Consider the following 16,658-nt stretch of genomic DNA (forward strand, 5'->3'; position numbering starts at 1 on the left):
GGCGGGGCACGAGGCTCAGATCGCGCCGTCGTGCTCCGCCCAGTACGGGTCCCGCAGCCGCCTCTTGAAGAGCTTTCCCGACTCGTCGCGCGGCAGCAGCTCCTCGAAGACCACGGCCCGGGGGACCTTGTACCCGGCGAGCCGCTCACCGACATGGGCGCGCACCTCCTCGGCGCTGAGCAGCACGCCGGGTTCGGTCTGCAGATGGGCGGCGAGGACCTCGCCGAACTCCTCGTCGGGGATACCGAAGACCGCCACGTCACGGACCCCGTCGAGGGCGAGCAGACAGCCTTCGATCTCCGCCGGGTAGATGTTGACGCCGCCGGAGATGACCATGTCGTTCCGGCGGTCGCTGAGGTAGAGATAGCCGTCCTCGTCGAGGTGGCCGATGTCGCCGATGGTGACGTATCCGGGCAGGCCCGGCGCTTCCATGGCGGCGCGCCGGTCCGGGTCGCCGAGGTAGGTGAACCGGGGCCAGCCGTCGCCGGGTTTCAGATAGATGTCGCCGGTGGCACCGGTCGGCAGCGGCTTTCCGTCGGGGCCGATGACCGCGACTCCGCAGGTTCCGGTGGCCCGTCCGACGGTGCCGGGGTGAGTCAGCCACTCCGCGCTGTCGCACCAGGTCACGGCGCCGGTCTCGCTGCCGCCGTAGTACTCCCGCAGTACGGGTCCCAGCCAGTCGATCATGGCGTGTTTGATATGCGGCGGGCAGGGCGCCGCGGCGTGCACGACGGAGGTGAGCGAGGACAGGTCGTAGCGCTCCCGTACGTCCTTGGGCAGTCGCAGCAGCCGTACGAACATCGTGGGCACGACCTGCACCTGCTCGATGCGGTGGTGCGCGATCAGCCGCAGGAATTCCTCGGCGTCGAAGCGGGGCATGAGGGTGATGTCCAGGCCGGCCGCGAGGGCGAGGACGGCGTGCTGGCTGGGCGAGGCGTGGTAGAGCGGGGCCGGGATGAGCGTCCGTCCGCCGGGGGCGACGGCGAAGTGCTCCAGGAACAACCGCACCCCCTCTTCGAGCTGGTCCGCGGCGACGGGTTCGCGCAGCACCCCCTTGGGGAGCCCGGTGGTTCCCGAGCTGTAGATGACGGTGGGCGGGCGTTCCCCGGCGGCGGCCCGGTCCAGCGGCGCATGGCTTTCCAGCCACCGGTCGAGCAGTGGGTGTTCGCCGGTGGCGGGCGGTACGGCGATCCCGCAGGCTGCCGCGACACCGGCGGGAACCGGGGCCTCGACGATCCGTACACCGTCGGGAAGCACGTCGGTCACCGCGTCCAGCATGTCGCTGTGCGCAAAGACCACCTTGCTGCCGCTGTCGGTGAGCACATGCCGCAGGTCGTCGTGCCGGAAATGCCAGTTGACGGGCACCGCGGAGGCGCCCAGCAGGGCGGCCCCGGCGGTGATCTCCAGATGGGCGGGCTCGTTGCGCAGGACGACGGCGATCCGGTCGCCGGGCTCAACTCCCGCCGCACGCAGCGCGGTGGCGATCCGCGCCGCACGGTCGAGGAAGGACGGATAGTCGCGTTCATGACCCGCGCAGCGGATGGCCGGGGCGCCGGCGGCGGGTGGGGCGACGGCTTCCATGGTGCCTCCAATGAGTGCGACCTGATCGCCCATTGAACCGACAAGTCCGGTGGTTCGCCAGAGCGCTGACTTCAGGTCAGCACTCCCCCGGCCATCGGCTGCACCTCTCTCGGCCACTTTCCGACGCCCGCCTTAGATCCGAGGTCTGATGCCTCCCTGCCCTCCCGCGACCCCAACTGCCGCCCGCTTTCGTCAAGATGCTCCGATGTTTGTCGCGTCCGGGGTCTTCCGGTCCAGGTGCCGGCGCTGCACCATGCGGGATGGCACAGGAGGCACGTACGTGACCAACTGACCCAAGGAGCGAGCGATGCACAGCCGCACAAGACCGTTCCGTCTGCTGGGGCTCATGGGGGTGCTGGGCGCCCTGCTGCTGGCCGTCGGCAGCCCCGTGGCCGCCGCGAAGCCCCCGCCGCGGCCCGCCGCCGGCCCCGGAACCAACCACGCGACCGACGACCCCTTCACCTCGTCGCGCACCTCGTGGTGGCGCCAGGACCGCTTCGGGATGTTCATCCACTTCGGCGCGTACTCGAATCTGGAGGGCGAGTACACCCGGCCCGACGGCACGGTGTGCCGCAACGCGGAGTGGATCAAGCGCGAGTGCCGGATCCCGGACGAGGCGTACGAGAAGCAGGCCGCCACCTTCAACCCGTCCGCCTTCGACGCCAAGGCGATCGTCCGGGCGGCCAAGGACGCGGGCCAGCGCTATATCGTCATCACGTCCAAGCACCACGACGGCTATGCGATGTGGCCGACGAAGCAGAACACCTGGAATCTGCGCGACCACTCCGCCTTCGACCCGCACCGCGACATCCTCGCCGAGCTGAAGAAGGCCGCCGACGCCGCCGGGATCAAACTCGGCTTCTACTACTCGATCTGGGACTGGCACGACCCGGACTTCGCCGATCCGGCGACCTTCCCGCGGTACAAGAAGCGGATGTACGGCCAGCTCAAGGAGCTGGTCGACCACTACGACCCGGCACTCTTGTGGTTCGACGGCGAATGGGACGCGGACAACCCCACCAACCGCTGGTCACGTCAGGACGGCGCCGACCTCCAGGCGTATCTGCACGGCCTCAACCCCCACCTGATCGTCAACAACCGCGTCGGCAAGCGCGATGTGGTCGACGGCGACTTCGGCACGCCGGAGCAGGAGATCCCCGCGGAGCCGGTCGACGGGCAGCTGTGGGAGAGCTGTATGACGCTCAACGACCACTGGGGCTTCGCCTCGTACGACACCAACTGGAAGTCGACGGCAACGGTGGTGCGCAACCTGCTGGATGTGGCGAGCCGCGGCGGCAACTATCTGCTCAACGTAGGCCCGGACAGGCTCGGGCGCATCCCGCAGCCGTCCCTCGACCGGCTCCGCGAGACCGGCCGGTGGCTGAGCGCGCACGGCCAGGGCGATGCGGTCCACGGGGCCGGGCACACCGGGCTGGTGGCGGACCCGTCCTGGGGCACGGTCTCCCGCCGGGCCAACGAGCTGTACGCCTCGGTCACCTCCTGGCCGGCCGCCGGCGCGTCCCTCCACCTCACCGCCAAGGGCCGGTTCCAGATCACCGCGGCCCGGGTCCTGGGCAGTTCGCAGCAGGTGAAGGTCGCCCCGGCCGGTGACGGCTTCGACCTCACTCCGTCCGGCACCGGTACCGGTCCGCTCGCGAGCGTCATCCGGCTCACGATCAAGCCGCCGGCCGCGGCACCCGCAGGAACCGGCACGGGGCTGACGGCACAGAGCTGGGCGAACGACTCCTTCTCCGGTCCGCCCGCGGTGACCACCGTCGATCCGACGGTGAACAAGTCCTACCGCTTCGACGGATCACCGGACCCGGCGATCCCCGCCGATCACTTCAGCACCCGCTGGACCGGCAGCATTCAGCCGCGCTTCGACGAGACCTACACCTTCACCACCGTCTCCGACGACACCGTGCGGCTGTGGATCGACGGCAAACCGGTGATCGAGAGCACCACCCCGCACGGCCCGAAGGTCGACAAGGGGACCGTCACCCTGCAGGCCGGTCACCGGCACAGCATCCGGATCGACTACACGGAGCAGACCGGAGAGGCCCATCTGAAGCTGCTGTGGTCCAGCCCGAGTCAGTCCCAGCAGATCGTGCCGCAACGACAGCTCTACGCCGACTGACCACGGCCCGTACGGGCTGCCCGCGGCCGTACCCGCGGTGCCGACCGGCGGGCGGGAAAGCTCCCGCCTCCGGTTGGGCCGGTCGGGTGAGTCCGATCCCCCCCGGGGACGCCGGGTGGGCGCCGTGCGCCGGGGCGCCGTTGTCAGTGCCCGCTCCTATTCTCGGGGAGCATGAACGACGACGAGATCCTGCGGACCCACGGCGAGGCCATCGCGCTCTTCGGCACCCGGGTGCATGCCGTCCGCGACGACCAGTGGGACGCCCCGACGCCCTGCGCGCAATGGTCGGTGCGCGATCTGGTGAACCACCTCACCGCCGAGCAGTTGTGGGTGCCCCGCCTGGTGCGGGACGGCGCGACGATCGCCGATGTGGGGTCGGAGTATGACGGCGATCTGCTCGGGGAGGATCCGGCCGGGGTCTGGGACCGCGCGGCGGTGGCCGCCGTGGCGGCGTTCTCGGAGCGCGGTGCGCTGAGTCGCACCGTCCAGCTCTCGTACGGATCCGGTCCGGCCGACGCCTACTGCACGCAGATGATGGCCGATGCGGTGGTGCACGCCTGGGACCTGTCCCGTGCGATCGGCGCCGATGAGCGGCTGCCGGGTCATCTTGCGCAGGCGGCGCTGCGCGAAGTGGAGCCGTACGCCTCCGGGCTCGCCGCCTCGGCGCTGTTCGCTCCCGCGGTGGAGCCGCCGGCCGACGCCGACGCTCTCACCCGGCTGCTGTGTCTGCTCGGACGCCGGCCCTGACCCCGAGGATGAGGCCCACGGGTCAGGGCCGACGCCCGAGCGATTCAGTGATTCAGTCGATGCCGCGGAAGATATGTGGCTCGGCGGGATCGTCATCGCAGCCGGCGAGGCGCACCGGGGCGCAGCGGTCCCAGACTTCCAGATTGCGGACTTCCTTGATCCGACCAGGCCGCTCGCCCTGCTTCAAACGGGGCCGCTTGTGTTGAGCCTTGTGCAATGCCACCACGCACTCCTTCTTCGAGGTATTGGTCCGACGCGGTGGCGCCTTGTTCACAAACCGGGAGGTCAGCCAAGGTTTGTGGCGTTCCCGCGACGGGCCAATGGTGTTGGCGTCTCCCAGAAAGGTCGTCCGTCGCCCCTCAGAGTAACGACGCCGCACTCCGCGCGCTCGACGTTTTCCGGCGGCGAAGGCACGTCATCGGAAGATGCGGATACGGCCCCCATAAGCGGCGGGGAAAAGAGGTGGATTATGTGATGCACATCACTCACTCCAATGGCCCTGCGGTTGCTGCATTCGCCCCGATCCCTACGCTGAAGAGTGAGTGAGGTATCCAGTCTCCGTCGCCGCGCGTCCTGCCGCAGTGCATACGGCGGCAGTGCTACCCATGGGCGGGTGGCATGGTTCTCGGATTCCGGTTACTGGCTCGGGCGGCTGGTCTTCCAGCGCATGCTGGCCGTCCTCTACGTCGTCGCGTTCATCGCGGCGGCCCGGCAGTTCCGTGCGCTCATCGGGGCGCGCGGCATGCTCCCGGTGCCCGCTTTCGTGGCGCGGGTGCCGTTCCGCGCGGCGCCCTCGGTCTTTCACCGGCACTATTCGGACCGTTTCTTCGCCCTCTGGTCGTGGGGCGGGGCCTTGCTGGCCGCGGCCGTGGCGGCGGGGGCCGCGGATGCCGTGCCGTTGTGGGCGGCGATGGTGCTGTGGGCCGCGCTGTGGGCGATGTATCTGTCCATCGTGAACGTCGGACAGACCTGGTACGGCTTCGGCTGGGAGTCGCTGCTGCTGGAGGCCGGCTCGCTCGCGGTATTCCTCGGGAATGACGAGACCGCTCCCCCGGTGCCGGTCATGTGGCTGCTGCGCTGGCTGCTGTTCCGGGTGGAGTTCGGGGCCGGGCTGATCAAGATGCGCGGCGACCGCTGCTGGCGGGATCTGACCTGCCTGTACTACCACCATGAGACCCAGCCGATGCCCGGCCCGTTGAGCTGGTTCTTCCACCATCTGCCCAAGCCCCTCCACCGGGTCGAGGTGGCCGCCAATCATGTCGCCCAACTCGGCGTTCCCGTACTCCTGTTCACGCCTCAGCCGATCGCCGGGTGGGCCGCGGTCGCGATGGTCCTCACTCAGCTGTGGCTGGTGCTGTCCGGCAATTTCGCCTGGCTGAACTGGGTGACCATCGCGCTGGCCATGTCGGCCGCCGCCCCGCTATTGGGGGAACCGTCCACGCCGCTCCCGCCGCCTCCGTTGTGGTTCGCGGTCCTGGTCCTCATCGCCACGGCCGGGGTCCTCGTGCTCAGCTATCGGCCGGCGCGCAATCTGCTGGCCCGGCAGCAGATGATGAACACGTCCTACGAGTCGCTGCATCTGGTCAATTCGTACGGGGCATTCGGCAGTATCACGCGAGTGCGCCGGGAGATCATCGTGGAGGGGACGGCGGACGCGGTGACCGGGCCGGAAACGACCTGGCTTCCGTACGAATTCCGTGGCAAGCCGGGCGATGTACGGCGGCTGCCGCGGCAGTATGCGCCGTACCACCTGCGGCTGGACTGGCTGATGTGGTTCGCCGCGCTGTCACCGGCCTATGCGCGGTCGTGGTTCGTACCGTTCGTCGCGCGGCTGCTGGAGAACGACCGGGACACACTGCGGCTGCTGCACAGCAACCCGTTCCCCGATCTGCCGCCGGCCCGGATCAGGGCCCGGGTCTTCCGCTACCGCTTCACGACCTGGCGGGAACTGCGGGAGACCCGAGCGTGGTGGCATCGCACCGAGGAGCAGGAGTTCCTGGCGCCGATCGGGCGATCAGCTCTGCACGGAAGGCGATGACCATATCGCGGGCGTGGCGCAGTCCGATGCGTAGGAAGTCCGCTTCCAGGGAGTCGAGTTCGGCCAGGGTCTCGTCCCGGTCGCGGCCGAGACGGGCACGGGCCTTGACGAGGCCGAGCCGGGAGAGCGCCACCCCACGGGGCTCCTGCATCTCGCGGAACTCCTGCAGCGAGAGGGTGTAGGTCTCGCGCGCCGACTCGTAACGGCCTGCCCGGTAGAGCACGTTGGCGCGCATCTTGTGGTTGTACGCGAGCGCGCTCGCGAGGTCCATGGTGCGGCAGATGGCCTCGGCCTCGGACAGCAGCGTCAGTGCCCGGTCCGTCTCGCCCTGTACGGAGAGGACATCGGCGACGCCGCGCAGCGACCAGGCGCGCCCGCGGAAGTCGTCGGCCTCGGCGGCGATGCGGGCGGATTCCTCGAACAGCTCCAGGGCCTTGTCGTAGCCGCCGGTGTTGCGGTGCATCTGGGCTATGCCGGACATCGCCCAGACCATGTGCCGGGCCTCACCGTGCTCCCGGCCCTGTGCGAGCAGCTGCTCGTGGAGCTCGGCGACCGCGGCGTAATCGCCCTGGATGCGGCCGGTCTCGGCGAGGCCCGCGAGCGAGTAGCCGTGGGCGAGACGGTCGCCGCTGTCGGCGGCCAGCGCGACCGCGTGGGTGAGCAGCCGGCGGGCGAGCGGCAGGGTCCCGCACTGGCGGGCCAGGGTGCCGCCGCTCCACAGCGCCCAGGCCATGGCGCCCGGGTCGCCGGCGGTGCGGGCACTGCGGTAGCTCTCCCGCCAGGCGTCACCCGCCTGCTCCACCCGGCCGAGCCGCCGGTTGGCCTCGGCGACCGCGAGCGCGGCCCGGGACCGCTCCAGTGTCGTGCCCGCCTCGGTGTGCGCGCGGCTCGCCGTCGCCAGCACCTCCTCGTAGGAGGAGTTCACGCCCAGTGCCGTGCCCAACTCGCCCTGATATTCCGGGGCGAATGCCTTGCCGTACATATATCCGTGGCCTCTCGATCATCTTCATGCCTTGATCAAGAAACTACGAGTGGTGGGGGGTGCGGCGAATCAGTCCGCGTATGTGTTGTGTTGTACGACTTCAGTGCTACGCCGGGGGGTGGTGGTCATCATGGGGATGTAGGGGAACGTCAGGGTCACCCGGCCGGTTCGGGTACCGCCGTTGCGTTGCACACCATGCAATTCGGGTTGCATCACTTGCCTGAGCGGGCCGGAGGCGCCACCCTGCTGCCACGACCACCCGATCACGGATCGCCGAGCACCGAGGTGTGGCATGAGCGCAGCACGTACGGGAACGCAGGCCGGCACAGGGATCGACCGTCGACGGTTCCTCGGCACCGTCGCGGCGGGGCTGGCCGCGGCGGGCGGGGCGGGACTGCTGACGGTGCGGGATTCGGCACCCGCGCACGCCACCGCCGGGCACCACCCGCGCGGCGCCCGTCCGCTCTTCCTGGGGACCTACACCTCGGCCCCGGGCGGCGGGACCGGTGTCGGACTCGGTACGTACGACACCGCGACCGGCCGGATCACCGCCACCGGGGTCGTGGCAGGGGTCGCCGACCCCTCCTACCTCGCCCTGGCACCGTCCGGCCGTACCCTCTACGCGGTCGACGAGCAGCAGCAGGGCGGGGTGACCGCGATCGCGCTGACGCCGGACGGCCCGCCCACGGTGCTGGGCACCCGGCCCACCGGCGGCGCCGGTCCCTGTCATCTGTCGGTGCATCCGGGCGGCCACTGGCTGCTCAGCGCCAACTACCTCTCCGGCAGCGTCGCCGTGCATCCGGTCGACCGCGCCACCGGCGCCCTGGGCGAACGCACGGACCTGGTCACCCACTCCAGCCCGCCGCCCGGCCCCGGCCAGGACGGGCCGCATGCCCACCACATCATCACCGCCCCGGACGGCCGGCATGTGCTGGCCGTCGACCTCGGCAATGACACCGTCTACACCTACCGGCTGGACGAGGCGGCCGGAAAACTCACCCAGGTGTCGTCCGCGGCACTGCGGCCCGGCGCCGGTCCCCGGCATCTGACCTTCCACCCCTCGGGCGCCTTCGCCTATCTGGCGAACGAGGTCGACAACACGGTCGTGGTCTGCCGCTACGACCGCGGAAGCGGGCGGCTGACGCCCGGTGCACCGCAGTCCACGGGCACCGGTCCGGGTACCAGCTACCCGGCGCAGATCCTGGTCACCGGGAACGGCCGCTTCGCCTATCTCGCCAACCGCGGTCACAACAGCCTCACCCGCTACGCCGTGGAGGCGGACGGGGCACGGCTGCGGCTGCTGGACACCGTGCCGGTGGGCGGCGACTTCCCCCGGCAGATCGCCTTCTCCCCGGATCAGCGATGGCTGTTCGCGGCGAACCAGAAGTCGGCTTCGGTGACGGTGTTCTCGGTGGACGCCCGGACGGGGGCGCTCCAACCCACGGGTGAGCCGTTCGCGGCTCCGGTCCCGGTATGCGTCCTGCCGCTGTGAGCGCGGAGCACGGCCCCCCGCGGCACCCGGGCCACTGACATACTGCGGCAACATTCCTGCATGGTTGGCCGATTAGCGTCGGTCTCCATGAGCACGGGAACGGTACGGGACGACAGCGCGACGGAGACCGGGGCGCCGACGGCACCGGGCGGTCTGCAGCAGGGACTCAAGCGCCGCCATATGCAGCTGATCGCGTTGGGCGGGGTGATCGGGGCCGGGCTGTTCGTGGGCAGCGGGGTGGTCGTACGGTCCACCGGTCCGGCCGCCGTGCTGTCCTTCCTGGCGGCCGGGGTGCTCACCGTACTGATCATGCGGATGCTGGCCGAGATGACCGTCGCCCGCCCGGCACTGGGGTCCTTCTACGCCCATGTCCGCGAGACCCTGGGGCTGCGTGCGGGGTTCACGGTCGGCTGGCTGTACTGGTACTTCTTTGTGATCGTGGTCGCCGTCGAGGCGGTGGCCGGCGGACGGATCGTCCAACTGTGGCTTCCCGGCACCCCGTTGTGGGCCGTCAGCCTGGTGCTGATGGCGCTGCTGACCGCGACCAATATGGTCTCGGCGCGCTCCTACGGCGAGTTCGAGTACTGGTTCTCGTCGGTGAAGGTCCTGGCGATCGTGGTGTTTCTCTTCCTCGGCACACTGTTCGTGCTGGGGCTGTGGCCGGACGCCCCCGGCGGGCTGGGCAATCTGACCGCGCACGGCGGCTTCGCGCCCGAGGGCGCCGGCGCGGTGCTCGACGCCGTCGTGCCCTGCATCGGGTTCTTCACCGGCGCGGAGATCGTCACGATCGCGGCCGCCGAGTCGGTCGAACCGGAGCGGGCGGTGGCGGACGCGATCCGTTCGATCGTGCTGCGGGTGGTGGCCTTCTACGTACTGTCGATCTTCCTGGTCGTCACGGTGGTGCCCTGGACGTCGCAGGCGATCGAGGTGAGCCCGTACGCGGCGGTGCTGGACCGCCTTGCGGTGCCCGCGGCCGGCACGGTCATGAACGCACTGGTGCTGATCGCCGTGCTGTCCTGCCTGAACTCCGCTCTCTACACGTCCTCCCGGATGCTGTTCGCGCTCACCCGTCACGGGGATGCGCCCCGCGCATTCACCAAGGTCAGCGCAAGCGGGGTACCGCGCCGGGCACTGCTGGCCGGAACCTCGGTCGGCTATCTGTCGGTGATCGCGGCCTGGATCTCGCCCGGTGTCGTCTTCTCGTTCCTGATCAACTCCTACGGTGCCATCGCCCTGTTCGTCTATCTGGCGATCGCGGTCGCGCAGGTGCGGATGCGGCGGAAGCTGGAGCACACGGAGCCGGAGCGGCTGACGCTGAAGATGTGGCTGTTCCCGTGGCTGAGCTGGGTGACCATTGCGCTGATGGCGTCGGTGATCGCGGCGATGGCGTTCTTGCCGGACAGCCGGTCGCAGTTCTGGCTGAGTCTGCTGACGGTGGCCGTGGTGCTGGCCGCGTACGAGCTGCGCCGCAGGAAGGGACCGGCCGGCACGCCGCGGCCGGAGGATTCCGGCGCGGTGGAGGCCGGGGCCGGCTCGGACGCATCCGGCGCGCGCCGCGCCTGAAGCGGCGGTGCGGCTCCGGGTCGGATACGGGTCCGGGGCGGCTACGGGTCCGGGGCGGATACCCACCTGCCGCCCGTCGGCCTTCCGGTCTCGTACGCTCAGCTTGAGTTTCTTCTTGCCGCCGGTGGGATGGCCCGGACCCCACTGATAGATCACGGCGTTCCCCTTTGCCCCCGAGAAACCGCAGCCGACGCTCCTCGAAGAGGCAGTGGCGGCGGCCGAAGTGTCGGCGGCGGCTCCCGGCGTGAAAGGGCCGAGCTGCCGTGAGGACGTCGTCATGCGTCATCTGCGTGCAGCTCGGCCGACGGGACGGGACAGCGGCGTCATGTAATGGCCGGCCGGCCGAAAGAGTCACCCGGCCGCCGGACAGCTCCTAGTAGGCCAGGTACTGCCGCAGCAGATCGCGCAGTTCGGTCTCGAACCCGGCGTACTTCAGGCGGAGTTGGCCGCCGGGCCAGTCCTCGGGCAGGAGCTCTGCGGGGAGCAGGGGGTCGGAGAGGAGATGACGGAGGGCGGCCGCCGCGATGGTGAAGCGGTCGGCGAGGGTGTCGGCGCGGTCCAGTGCGGAGGCCAGGGCGCGGGCGCGGCGCGCCCAGCCGGTCAGGTCCCACAGCCGGGCGGCGAGCGCGGCGGGGTCGTCGTCCGGGGTGCCGGTGAGCCAGGTGCACTGCTCGGTGACGACGGCGGGGCGGGGCCGGTCGAGGTTGGCGGGGCGCAGCCAGCTGCCCTCGCGGAGTTCGGCCAGCCGCAGTGCCGCCATGGCCTGGCGCAGTGCGGTGCGCTCGGCCGGCGGCCGGCGTTCCGCCGTGGCGACCACGGCGATCTCCCAGTCCCCGCTCCAGGGCCGTGTCCTCGGTGAGCGGCTCTCGTCCTGCCGGGCCTGGCGCGCCAGGAGGCGGGTGGTGAGGGCGTACGCGCCGTCGGCCTGCCGCAGATCGCCGGCGGCCACCATGCGGGAGAGCGCTACCCGGACGGTGCCCTCGGCGATGCCGAACAGCTCGCCGACCCGCACCAGGGCGCGCGCGGGCAGCCGCGGTGGGTGATGGCCGAGGAGGGTGCTCAGCACGATGGAGCGTGCGGTGAGCGGCCGCAGCGCGCGGGCGGCGGCCTCGGTGTCGTCGGGAGTGCCGGTGTCGTCGTTCATGTGTGCACGAAATTCTAGCGACGCCGGACGTCCGCATTACACACTTCCCACGGGTGTTCTGATTCTGTAACGTCAACGGTATGACCGTCACTCATGAAGTCGTGAATCAGGCTCCGCCGCTGACCGGGTTCAGTACGGCGGACGAGCCGGCCCTGCTGGAGGCGCTGCTCCGGGACGGCGCCGAGTGGGGCAGCCGGGAAGTGACCGAGCTCGGCGCGCTGGCCGGTTCCGCTGCGGTGCAGGACCAGGCGCGCTGGGCGGAGGAGCAGCCGCCCCGGCTGCACACCCACGACCGGTTCGGACACCGCATCGACGAGGTCGCCTTCCACCCGGCCTGGCATCAGCTGATGACCGTCGCGGTGGAGCACGGTCTGCACGCCGCGCCCTGGGCCGACGACCGCCCCGGGGCGCATCTGGTGCGTGCCGCGAAGTTCTATGTCTGGTCGCAGGCCGAGGCGGGGCACGGCTGCCCGGTCTCGATGACGTACGCCGCTGTCCCCGCGCTGCGCGCCGCGCCGGAACTCGCCGCACAGTACGAGCCGTTGCTCGCCGCCCGCAGCTACGACTTCGGGCTGCGGGCGCCGCTGACCAAGTCGGGCCTGATCGCGGGCATGTCGATGACGGAGAAGCAGGGCGGCTCCGACGTACGGGCCAACACCACCCGCGCGGCCCCGGCCGGCGACGGCACCTACCGTCTCACCGGCCACAAGTGGTTCACCTCGGCACCGATGAGCGATGTCTTTCTGGCGCTGGCGCAGACCGAGGAGGGGCTCAGCTGCTTCCTGGTGCCCAGAGTGCTGCCGGACGGCACGCTCAACGGCATGCGGCTGATGCGGCTCAAGGACAAGCTGGGCAACCGCTCCAATGCCTCCTCCGAGATCGAGTACGACGAGGCGGTGGCCTGGCCGGTCGGGGAGCCGGGCCGTGGGGTGCGGACCATCGTCGAGATGGTGAACGTGACCCGGCTTGACTGTGTGCTGGGGTCGGCGGCCGGGATGCGGGCGGGGCTGCGGCAGGCGCTGCACCACACGGCGCACCGGCAGGCCTTCGGGCGGGAGTTGGGCCGGCAGCCGCTGATGCGCTCGGTGCTCGCCGACCTGGCGGTCGAGTCGGAGGCGGCGACGGTGCTGGGGTTGCGGCTGGCGACGGCGGTGGACCGGTCGCAGGCCGGGGACGCCGGGGAGACGGCGCTGCGTCGGCTGGCACTGGCGGCCGGGAAGTACTGGGTGTGCAAGCGGGGCAGCACTCATGCGGCGGAGGCGCTGGAGTGCCTGGGCGGCAACGGCTATGTCGAGGATTCCGGCATGCCGCGGATCTACCGGGAGGCGCCGCTGTTGTCCATCTGGGAGGGCTCGGGGAATGTCGCCGCGCTCGATGTGCTGCGTGCGCTGGGCAAGGAACCGGCCGCGCTGGACGCATTCTTCGCGGAGGTGGAGACCGCGGCGGGTGCCGACCGCCGGCTGGATGCGGCGGTGGCCGGCGTCCGCAAGATGCTCGGCGGGCTCGGCGATCCGGAGCGGGCGCAGCTGATGGCCCGGTCGCTGGCGGAGCGGATGACGCTGGTACTGCAGGGCTCGCTGCTGGTGCGGTACAGCCACCCTGCGGTCGCCGATGCGTTCTGTGCCTCACGACTCGACGGGGAGTGGGGCAATGCCTTCGGCACCCTGCCGGCCGCCGCCGACCTGGCCTCGATCCTGGAGCGCACCCGGCCGGGGACGCCGGATGCGACGGCCGGGAGCGGGGTCTGATGTCCGTACGGGTGGAGCGTGCCGGGCCGGTGACGACGGTGGTGTTGTCCCGGCCGGCGTCCCGTAATGCCGTGGACGGTGCGACGGCCGGGCAACTCGCCGCCGCGTTCCGGGAGTTCGACGACGACGACGGCGCACGGGTCGCGGTGCTGTGGGGTGAGGGCGGGACGTTCTGCTCCGGTGCCGACCTCAAGGCGATCGGCACCGAGCGCGGCAATCGCGTGACCCCGGACGGGGACGGGCCGATGGGGCCCACCCGGATGCGGCTCGGCAAGCCGGTGATCGCGGCGGTGGCCGGCCATGCGGTGGCCGGCGGTCTGGAGCTGGCGCTCTGGTGCGATCTCCGGGTGGCGGAGGAGGACGCCGTCTTCGGGGTGTTCTGCCGGCGCTGGGGGGTGCCGCTGATCGACGGCGGTACGGTGCGGCTGCCGCGGCTGATCGGTGCGAGCCGGGCGATGGACCTGGTCCTGACGGGGCGTCCGGTTCCGGCCGCCGAGGCGCTGGACATCGGTCTCGTCCATCGTATGGTGCCGGCCGGGACGGCACGCGCGGAGGCGGAACTGCTGGCGGCGGAGATCGCCCGCTTCCCGCAGGCGTGTCTGCGCAGCGACCGCGCCTCCCTGCTGGACCAGGAGGGTCGGGACGAGCAGTCGGCGATGGCCGCTGAACTCCGTTACGGCCAGGCCGTGTTGGCCGAGTCGATGGAGGGTGCGGCGCGGTTCGCCGCGGGGGCGGGACGGCACGGGGTCCCGGACGGGGGCCAGGGGGAACAACACAGCTAGGGCGTGCCCTGTGGAAGTCCGGCTTCGGCGCGCCGCCCCGCGTGATCACCCGGTCAGGGCGCCGGTCGGCATCCGTCCGCGCCGGGTGCGCCCCGGTCGGGAACGGCCCCGGGACCATTCCGGGGCCGTTCCCGTTCCGCCCTGCTTCCGTCCTGGTCACGGCCGTGTGCGGTGCCGTCGGAGCGGCCGCCGCAGAGGGGCGGGCGTCATTGAACGCCTGACATTCTCCGCGTACCGTCACCCTCCCCCGCCCGGCCCGGCCCGTCCCTCAAGGAGTACACCCGTGAGCGATCTGAACTACCCCGAGGAGGGCGGCACTCGGCGCACCCCGCTGCCACCCGGCTACCACCACCTCCATGAGGAGCTACCGGTCGGTCACGGCCGGGCGGTGCTGGCCGCGGCGGGCGAGGCGATCACCACCTTCCGGATGCATCGCGCGGCCGGCGCCCGCATCCGGTCCGACGCCCCGCGGGCCGCGCCGGGAGTGGACGTCGAGGTCTCGCTGGGCATCGGCCCGCTGCGGCTGCGCGCACCGTGCACCGTGGTGTGGACGGTCGATGAGGAGGACCGCATCGGCTTCGGGTACGGGGCCAGGAAGGGGCATCCCGAGTCCGGCGAGGAGGCGTTCGTCGCCGAGCTGCGCGACGACGGCTGGGTGTGGTTCACCGTGACCGCTTTCAGCCGCCCGGACCGGCCGGTCACCCGGCTCGCCGGCCCGCTGGTCCCCGTGTTCCAGCGCCGGTACGCCCGCCACCTCGGCCGGACGCTGCGCCGCCTCGCCGGCCCCCGCTGACTCCCCGATGTCGATCGGGGAGCTACGGGACGGACTGCACCGGGTGTACGGCGCCGAGATCCCGCTCGCCGCGCCCGCCACGCCCGGACCGCATCTGCCGCGGCGGCTGTCCGGCCGTCACACCCGGCTGGCCGAGACCTATCGCAAGGGCCGTGGGCGGCGCCGGAAGCGGCCGCCTCGCCGGACGCGGCCGGGCGACAGCAAAGCTGTCTCCAGCACGCTCTCACCGCCTGGTTCGGCGCTCCGCTCACCCCCTGATGGCCCCTGAAATACGCTTTGTTACCGACGCGTAGCGATGCGGCTCACGATCGCCATACGTCCACCTCGGCTTCATCATTTCGTCACCAGCACCTCTGCCGATCGTGAAAGAAACCAGGCATGTGTGAAGACGAACTGATCCCGCCGCAGGCGGACATGACCGAGCAGGAGTGGCTGCGGGCCGGCTCGGCCACGACGGCCGGGGGGCCGCCGATGCGTACGACGGGACGCGTTCCGCAGTGGGTGAACCGGCGGACGCTGCTGGGCGGCGCGATGGCCGGTGCGGCGCTCGCGGTGCTGCCTTCGCCGGCCCAGTCCCCCGCGTCCGCCGAGCCCCGCCTCGGCGGCCCCGGGGCCTTTCCGTTCCCCGAACACCCCGATGGCAAGGGCGAGTTCGCGGTTCTGGTCACCGGTGACGCGGGGACGGGGGACGAAGCGCAGTACGCGGTGGCGGCCGCCGCGCGGGATATCTGCAAGGCCGAGGGCATCGGCCTTGCGGTGGGGCTCGGCGACAATATTTACGAGAACGGCCCCGAGTCCGCTCATGACGAGGAGTTCCGGGACAAGTTCGAGAAGCCGAACAGCGGCATCGATGTGCCGTGGCTGATGGTGCTGGGCAATCACGACTGCTCGGGGCTGATCCCCGGCAGCGGCGGAGACCCCTCGCGCGGTGACCGCGAGGTCGCCTATGCCACCACGTCACGGCGCTGGTACATGCCGGGCCGCTACTACAGCGTGCCGCTGCCGACCGCCGATCCGCTGGTGGAGTTCTTCGCCATCGACACCATTCCCTGGTCGTCGTATGTCGCCCAGCTCGACCCGTACTACCGGTGGGACGGGCCGTACATGCGCGAGCAGCGGAGCTGGCTGGAGGGTGCGCTGCGCGCCTCGCGGGCCCGCTGGAAGGTGGTGATCGGACACCACCCGTACCTCAACAACGGCAAGCACGGCAGCGCCGGTTCCTATGACGGTTTCGAGATCGGGAACTACACCAGTGGTGTCCATCTCAAGGACATGTACGAGAAGGTGGTGTGCGGACGGGCCGATCTGATTCTGTCCGGTCACGATCACACACTGCAGATCCTGGAGCCGACGGCCCGTACGGGCGGCACCCGGCAGGTGGTGTGCGGTGCCTCGGCCAAGACGGAGGACGGCAAGGCGCACTTCGGGCACGCGGCGGCCTGGCAGAACTTCTCCGACCACGGCTTCATGGTGCTGAAGGTGTCCGGCGCGCGGCTGACCATCGATGCGTACACCGTCGACGTGCCGACGCGGCAGGCCACTCTGCGGCACCGGGCCCGCCAGACCCGGCCGGTCGCGGCGGCGCCGGCGCACGCCTGACGGCGGGAGCCGTCCCGGAGTGCCGCTCGCCCGGGACGGCTCTCCGGGTGGG

Annotated in this window: 13 protein-coding genes; 9 read left to right on the forward strand and 4 right to left on the reverse strand. The window is 71.0% G+C overall.

Features of this window, described 5'->3' with window-relative positions; translation table 11 throughout:
- Nucleotides 1-15: 15 nt before the first annotated feature.
- On the reverse strand, nt 16-1,581 hold the full coding sequence (locus ACWGI6_RS30435; protein WP_453270483.1) for an AMP-binding protein: 1,566 nt from the start codon (nt 1,579-1,581) through the stop codon (nt 16-18).
- 307 nt (nt 1,582-1,888) lie between these two features.
- On the opposite strand from ACWGI6_RS30435, the gene ACWGI6_RS30440 reads away from it, so the two are divergent.
- Both ACWGI6_RS30440 and ACWGI6_RS30445 read left to right on the forward strand, forming a co-directional pair.
- Complete coding sequence (locus tag ACWGI6_RS30440; protein WP_453270484.1) at nt 1,889-3,718, forward strand: alpha-L-fucosidase; 1,830 nt, start codon at nt 1,889-1,891, stop codon at nt 3,716-3,718.
- A gap of 171 nt (nt 3,719-3,889) precedes the next feature.
- Nucleotides 3,890-4,465, forward strand: a complete 576-nt coding sequence (locus ACWGI6_RS30445) for a TIGR03086 family metal-binding protein (RefSeq protein WP_453270485.1) — start codon at nt 3,890-3,892, stop codon at nt 4,463-4,465.
- A 52-nt stretch (nt 4,466-4,517) separates the two neighbouring features.
- On the opposite strand, the gene ACWGI6_RS30450 is transcribed toward ACWGI6_RS30445, so the two are convergent.
- Complete coding sequence (locus ACWGI6_RS30450) at nt 4,518-4,688, reverse strand: hypothetical protein (protein WP_453270486.1); 171 nt, start codon at nt 4,686-4,688, stop codon at nt 4,518-4,520.
- A gap of 390 nt (nt 4,689-5,078) precedes the next feature.
- On the opposite strand from ACWGI6_RS30450, the gene ACWGI6_RS30455 reads away from it, so the two are divergent.
- Nucleotides 5,079-6,503: a lipase maturation factor family protein gene (locus tag ACWGI6_RS30455; protein WP_453270487.1), complete on the forward strand. Its 1,425-nt coding sequence runs from the start codon at nt 5,079-5,081 to the stop codon at nt 6,501-6,503.
- Here the strand turns inward: ACWGI6_RS30455 and ACWGI6_RS30460 are convergent.
- Complete coding sequence (locus tag ACWGI6_RS30460; protein ID WP_453270488.1) at nt 6,397-7,485, reverse strand: tetratricopeptide repeat protein; 1,089 nt, start codon at nt 7,483-7,485, stop codon at nt 6,397-6,399. The two genes, ACWGI6_RS30455 and ACWGI6_RS30460, sit on opposite strands and share 107 nt — an antisense overlap.
- Nucleotides 7,486-7,777: 292 nt before the next feature.
- Here ACWGI6_RS30460 and ACWGI6_RS30465 point away from each other — a divergent pair, with 292 nt between their 5' ends.
- Together ACWGI6_RS30465 and ACWGI6_RS30470 are read left to right on the forward strand one after the other, a co-directional pair.
- Nucleotides 7,778-8,977 (forward strand): lactonase family protein, encoded by a 1,200-nt coding sequence (locus ACWGI6_RS30465; protein WP_453270489.1) that lies wholly within the window; start codon nt 7,778-7,780, stop codon nt 8,975-8,977.
- An 87-nt stretch (nt 8,978-9,064) separates the two neighbouring features.
- Nucleotides 9,065-10,540, forward strand: a complete 1,476-nt coding sequence (locus ACWGI6_RS30470; protein WP_453270490.1) for an amino acid permease — start codon at nt 9,065-9,067, stop codon at nt 10,538-10,540.
- A 373-nt stretch (nt 10,541-10,913) separates the two neighbouring features.
- On the opposite strand, the gene ACWGI6_RS30475 is transcribed toward ACWGI6_RS30470, so the two are convergent.
- Complete coding sequence (locus ACWGI6_RS30475) at nt 10,914-11,684, reverse strand: PaaX family transcriptional regulator C-terminal domain-containing protein (RefSeq protein WP_453270491.1); 771 nt, start codon at nt 11,682-11,684, stop codon at nt 10,914-10,916.
- 80 nt (nt 11,685-11,764) lie between these two features.
- Here ACWGI6_RS30475 and ACWGI6_RS30480 point away from each other — a divergent pair, with 80 nt between their 5' ends.
- From ACWGI6_RS30480 to ACWGI6_RS30495, 4 genes are all read left to right on the forward strand, one after another.
- Nucleotides 11,765-13,432: an acyl-CoA dehydrogenase family protein gene (locus ACWGI6_RS30480; protein WP_453270492.1), complete on the forward strand. Its 1,668-nt coding sequence runs from the start codon at nt 11,765-11,767 to the stop codon at nt 13,430-13,432.
- Nucleotides 13,432-14,214: a crotonase/enoyl-CoA hydratase family protein gene (locus ACWGI6_RS30485; RefSeq protein ID WP_453270493.1), complete on the forward strand. Its 783-nt coding sequence runs from the start codon at nt 13,432-13,434 to the stop codon at nt 14,212-14,214. Before ACWGI6_RS30480 ends, ACWGI6_RS30485 begins: the two co-directional genes overlap by 1 nt.
- A 283-nt stretch (nt 14,215-14,497) precedes the next feature.
- Nucleotides 14,498-15,007: a DUF1990 family protein gene (locus ACWGI6_RS30490; protein WP_453270494.1), complete on the forward strand. Its 510-nt coding sequence runs from the start codon at nt 14,498-14,500 to the stop codon at nt 15,005-15,007.
- Between the two features lie 378 nt (nt 15,008-15,385).
- Nucleotides 15,386-16,606 carry a metallophosphoesterase gene (locus ACWGI6_RS30495; protein WP_453270495.1) on the forward strand — a complete coding sequence of 407 codons (1,221 nt, stop codon included), beginning with the start codon at nt 15,386-15,388 and terminating at the stop codon, nt 16,604-16,606.
- The last annotated feature ends 52 nt before the right edge of the window (nt 16,607-16,658 follow it).

Source organism: Streptomyces sp. NPDC054786 (genome assembly GCF_053611685.1).

Coding starts and splice junctions, on each gene's coding strand:
- ACWGI6_RS30435 (WP_453270483.1), bottom strand. CDS start 1,581: ATGGAAGCCGTCGCCCCACCCGCCGCCGGCGCCCCGGCCATCCGCTGC.
- ACWGI6_RS30440 (WP_453270484.1), top strand. CDS start 1,889: ATGCACAGCCGCACAAGACCGTTCCGTCTGCTGGGGCTCATGGGGGTG.
- ACWGI6_RS30445 (WP_453270485.1), top strand. CDS start 3,890: ATGAACGACGACGAGATCCTGCGGACCCACGGCGAGGCCATCGCGCTC.
- ACWGI6_RS30460 (WP_453270488.1), bottom strand. CDS start 7,485: ATGTACGGCAAGGCATTCGCCCCGGAATATCAGGGCGAGTTGGGCACG.
- ACWGI6_RS30465 (WP_453270489.1), top strand. CDS start 7,778: ATGAGCGCAGCACGTACGGGAACGCAGGCCGGCACAGGGATCGACCGT.
- ACWGI6_RS30470 (WP_453270490.1), top strand. CDS start 9,065: ATGAGCACGGGAACGGTACGGGACGACAGCGCGACGGAGACCGGGGCG.
- ACWGI6_RS30475 (WP_453270491.1), bottom strand. CDS start 11,684: ATGAACGACGACACCGGCACTCCCGACGACACCGAGGCCGCCGCCCGC.
- ACWGI6_RS30480 (WP_453270492.1), top strand. CDS start 11,765: ATGACCGTCACTCATGAAGTCGTGAATCAGGCTCCGCCGCTGACCGGG.
- ACWGI6_RS30485 (WP_453270493.1), top strand. CDS start 13,432: ATGTCCGTACGGGTGGAGCGTGCCGGGCCGGTGACGACGGTGGTGTTG.
- ACWGI6_RS30495 (WP_453270495.1), top strand. CDS start 15,386: ATGTGTGAAGACGAACTGATCCCGCCGCAGGCGGACATGACCGAGCAG.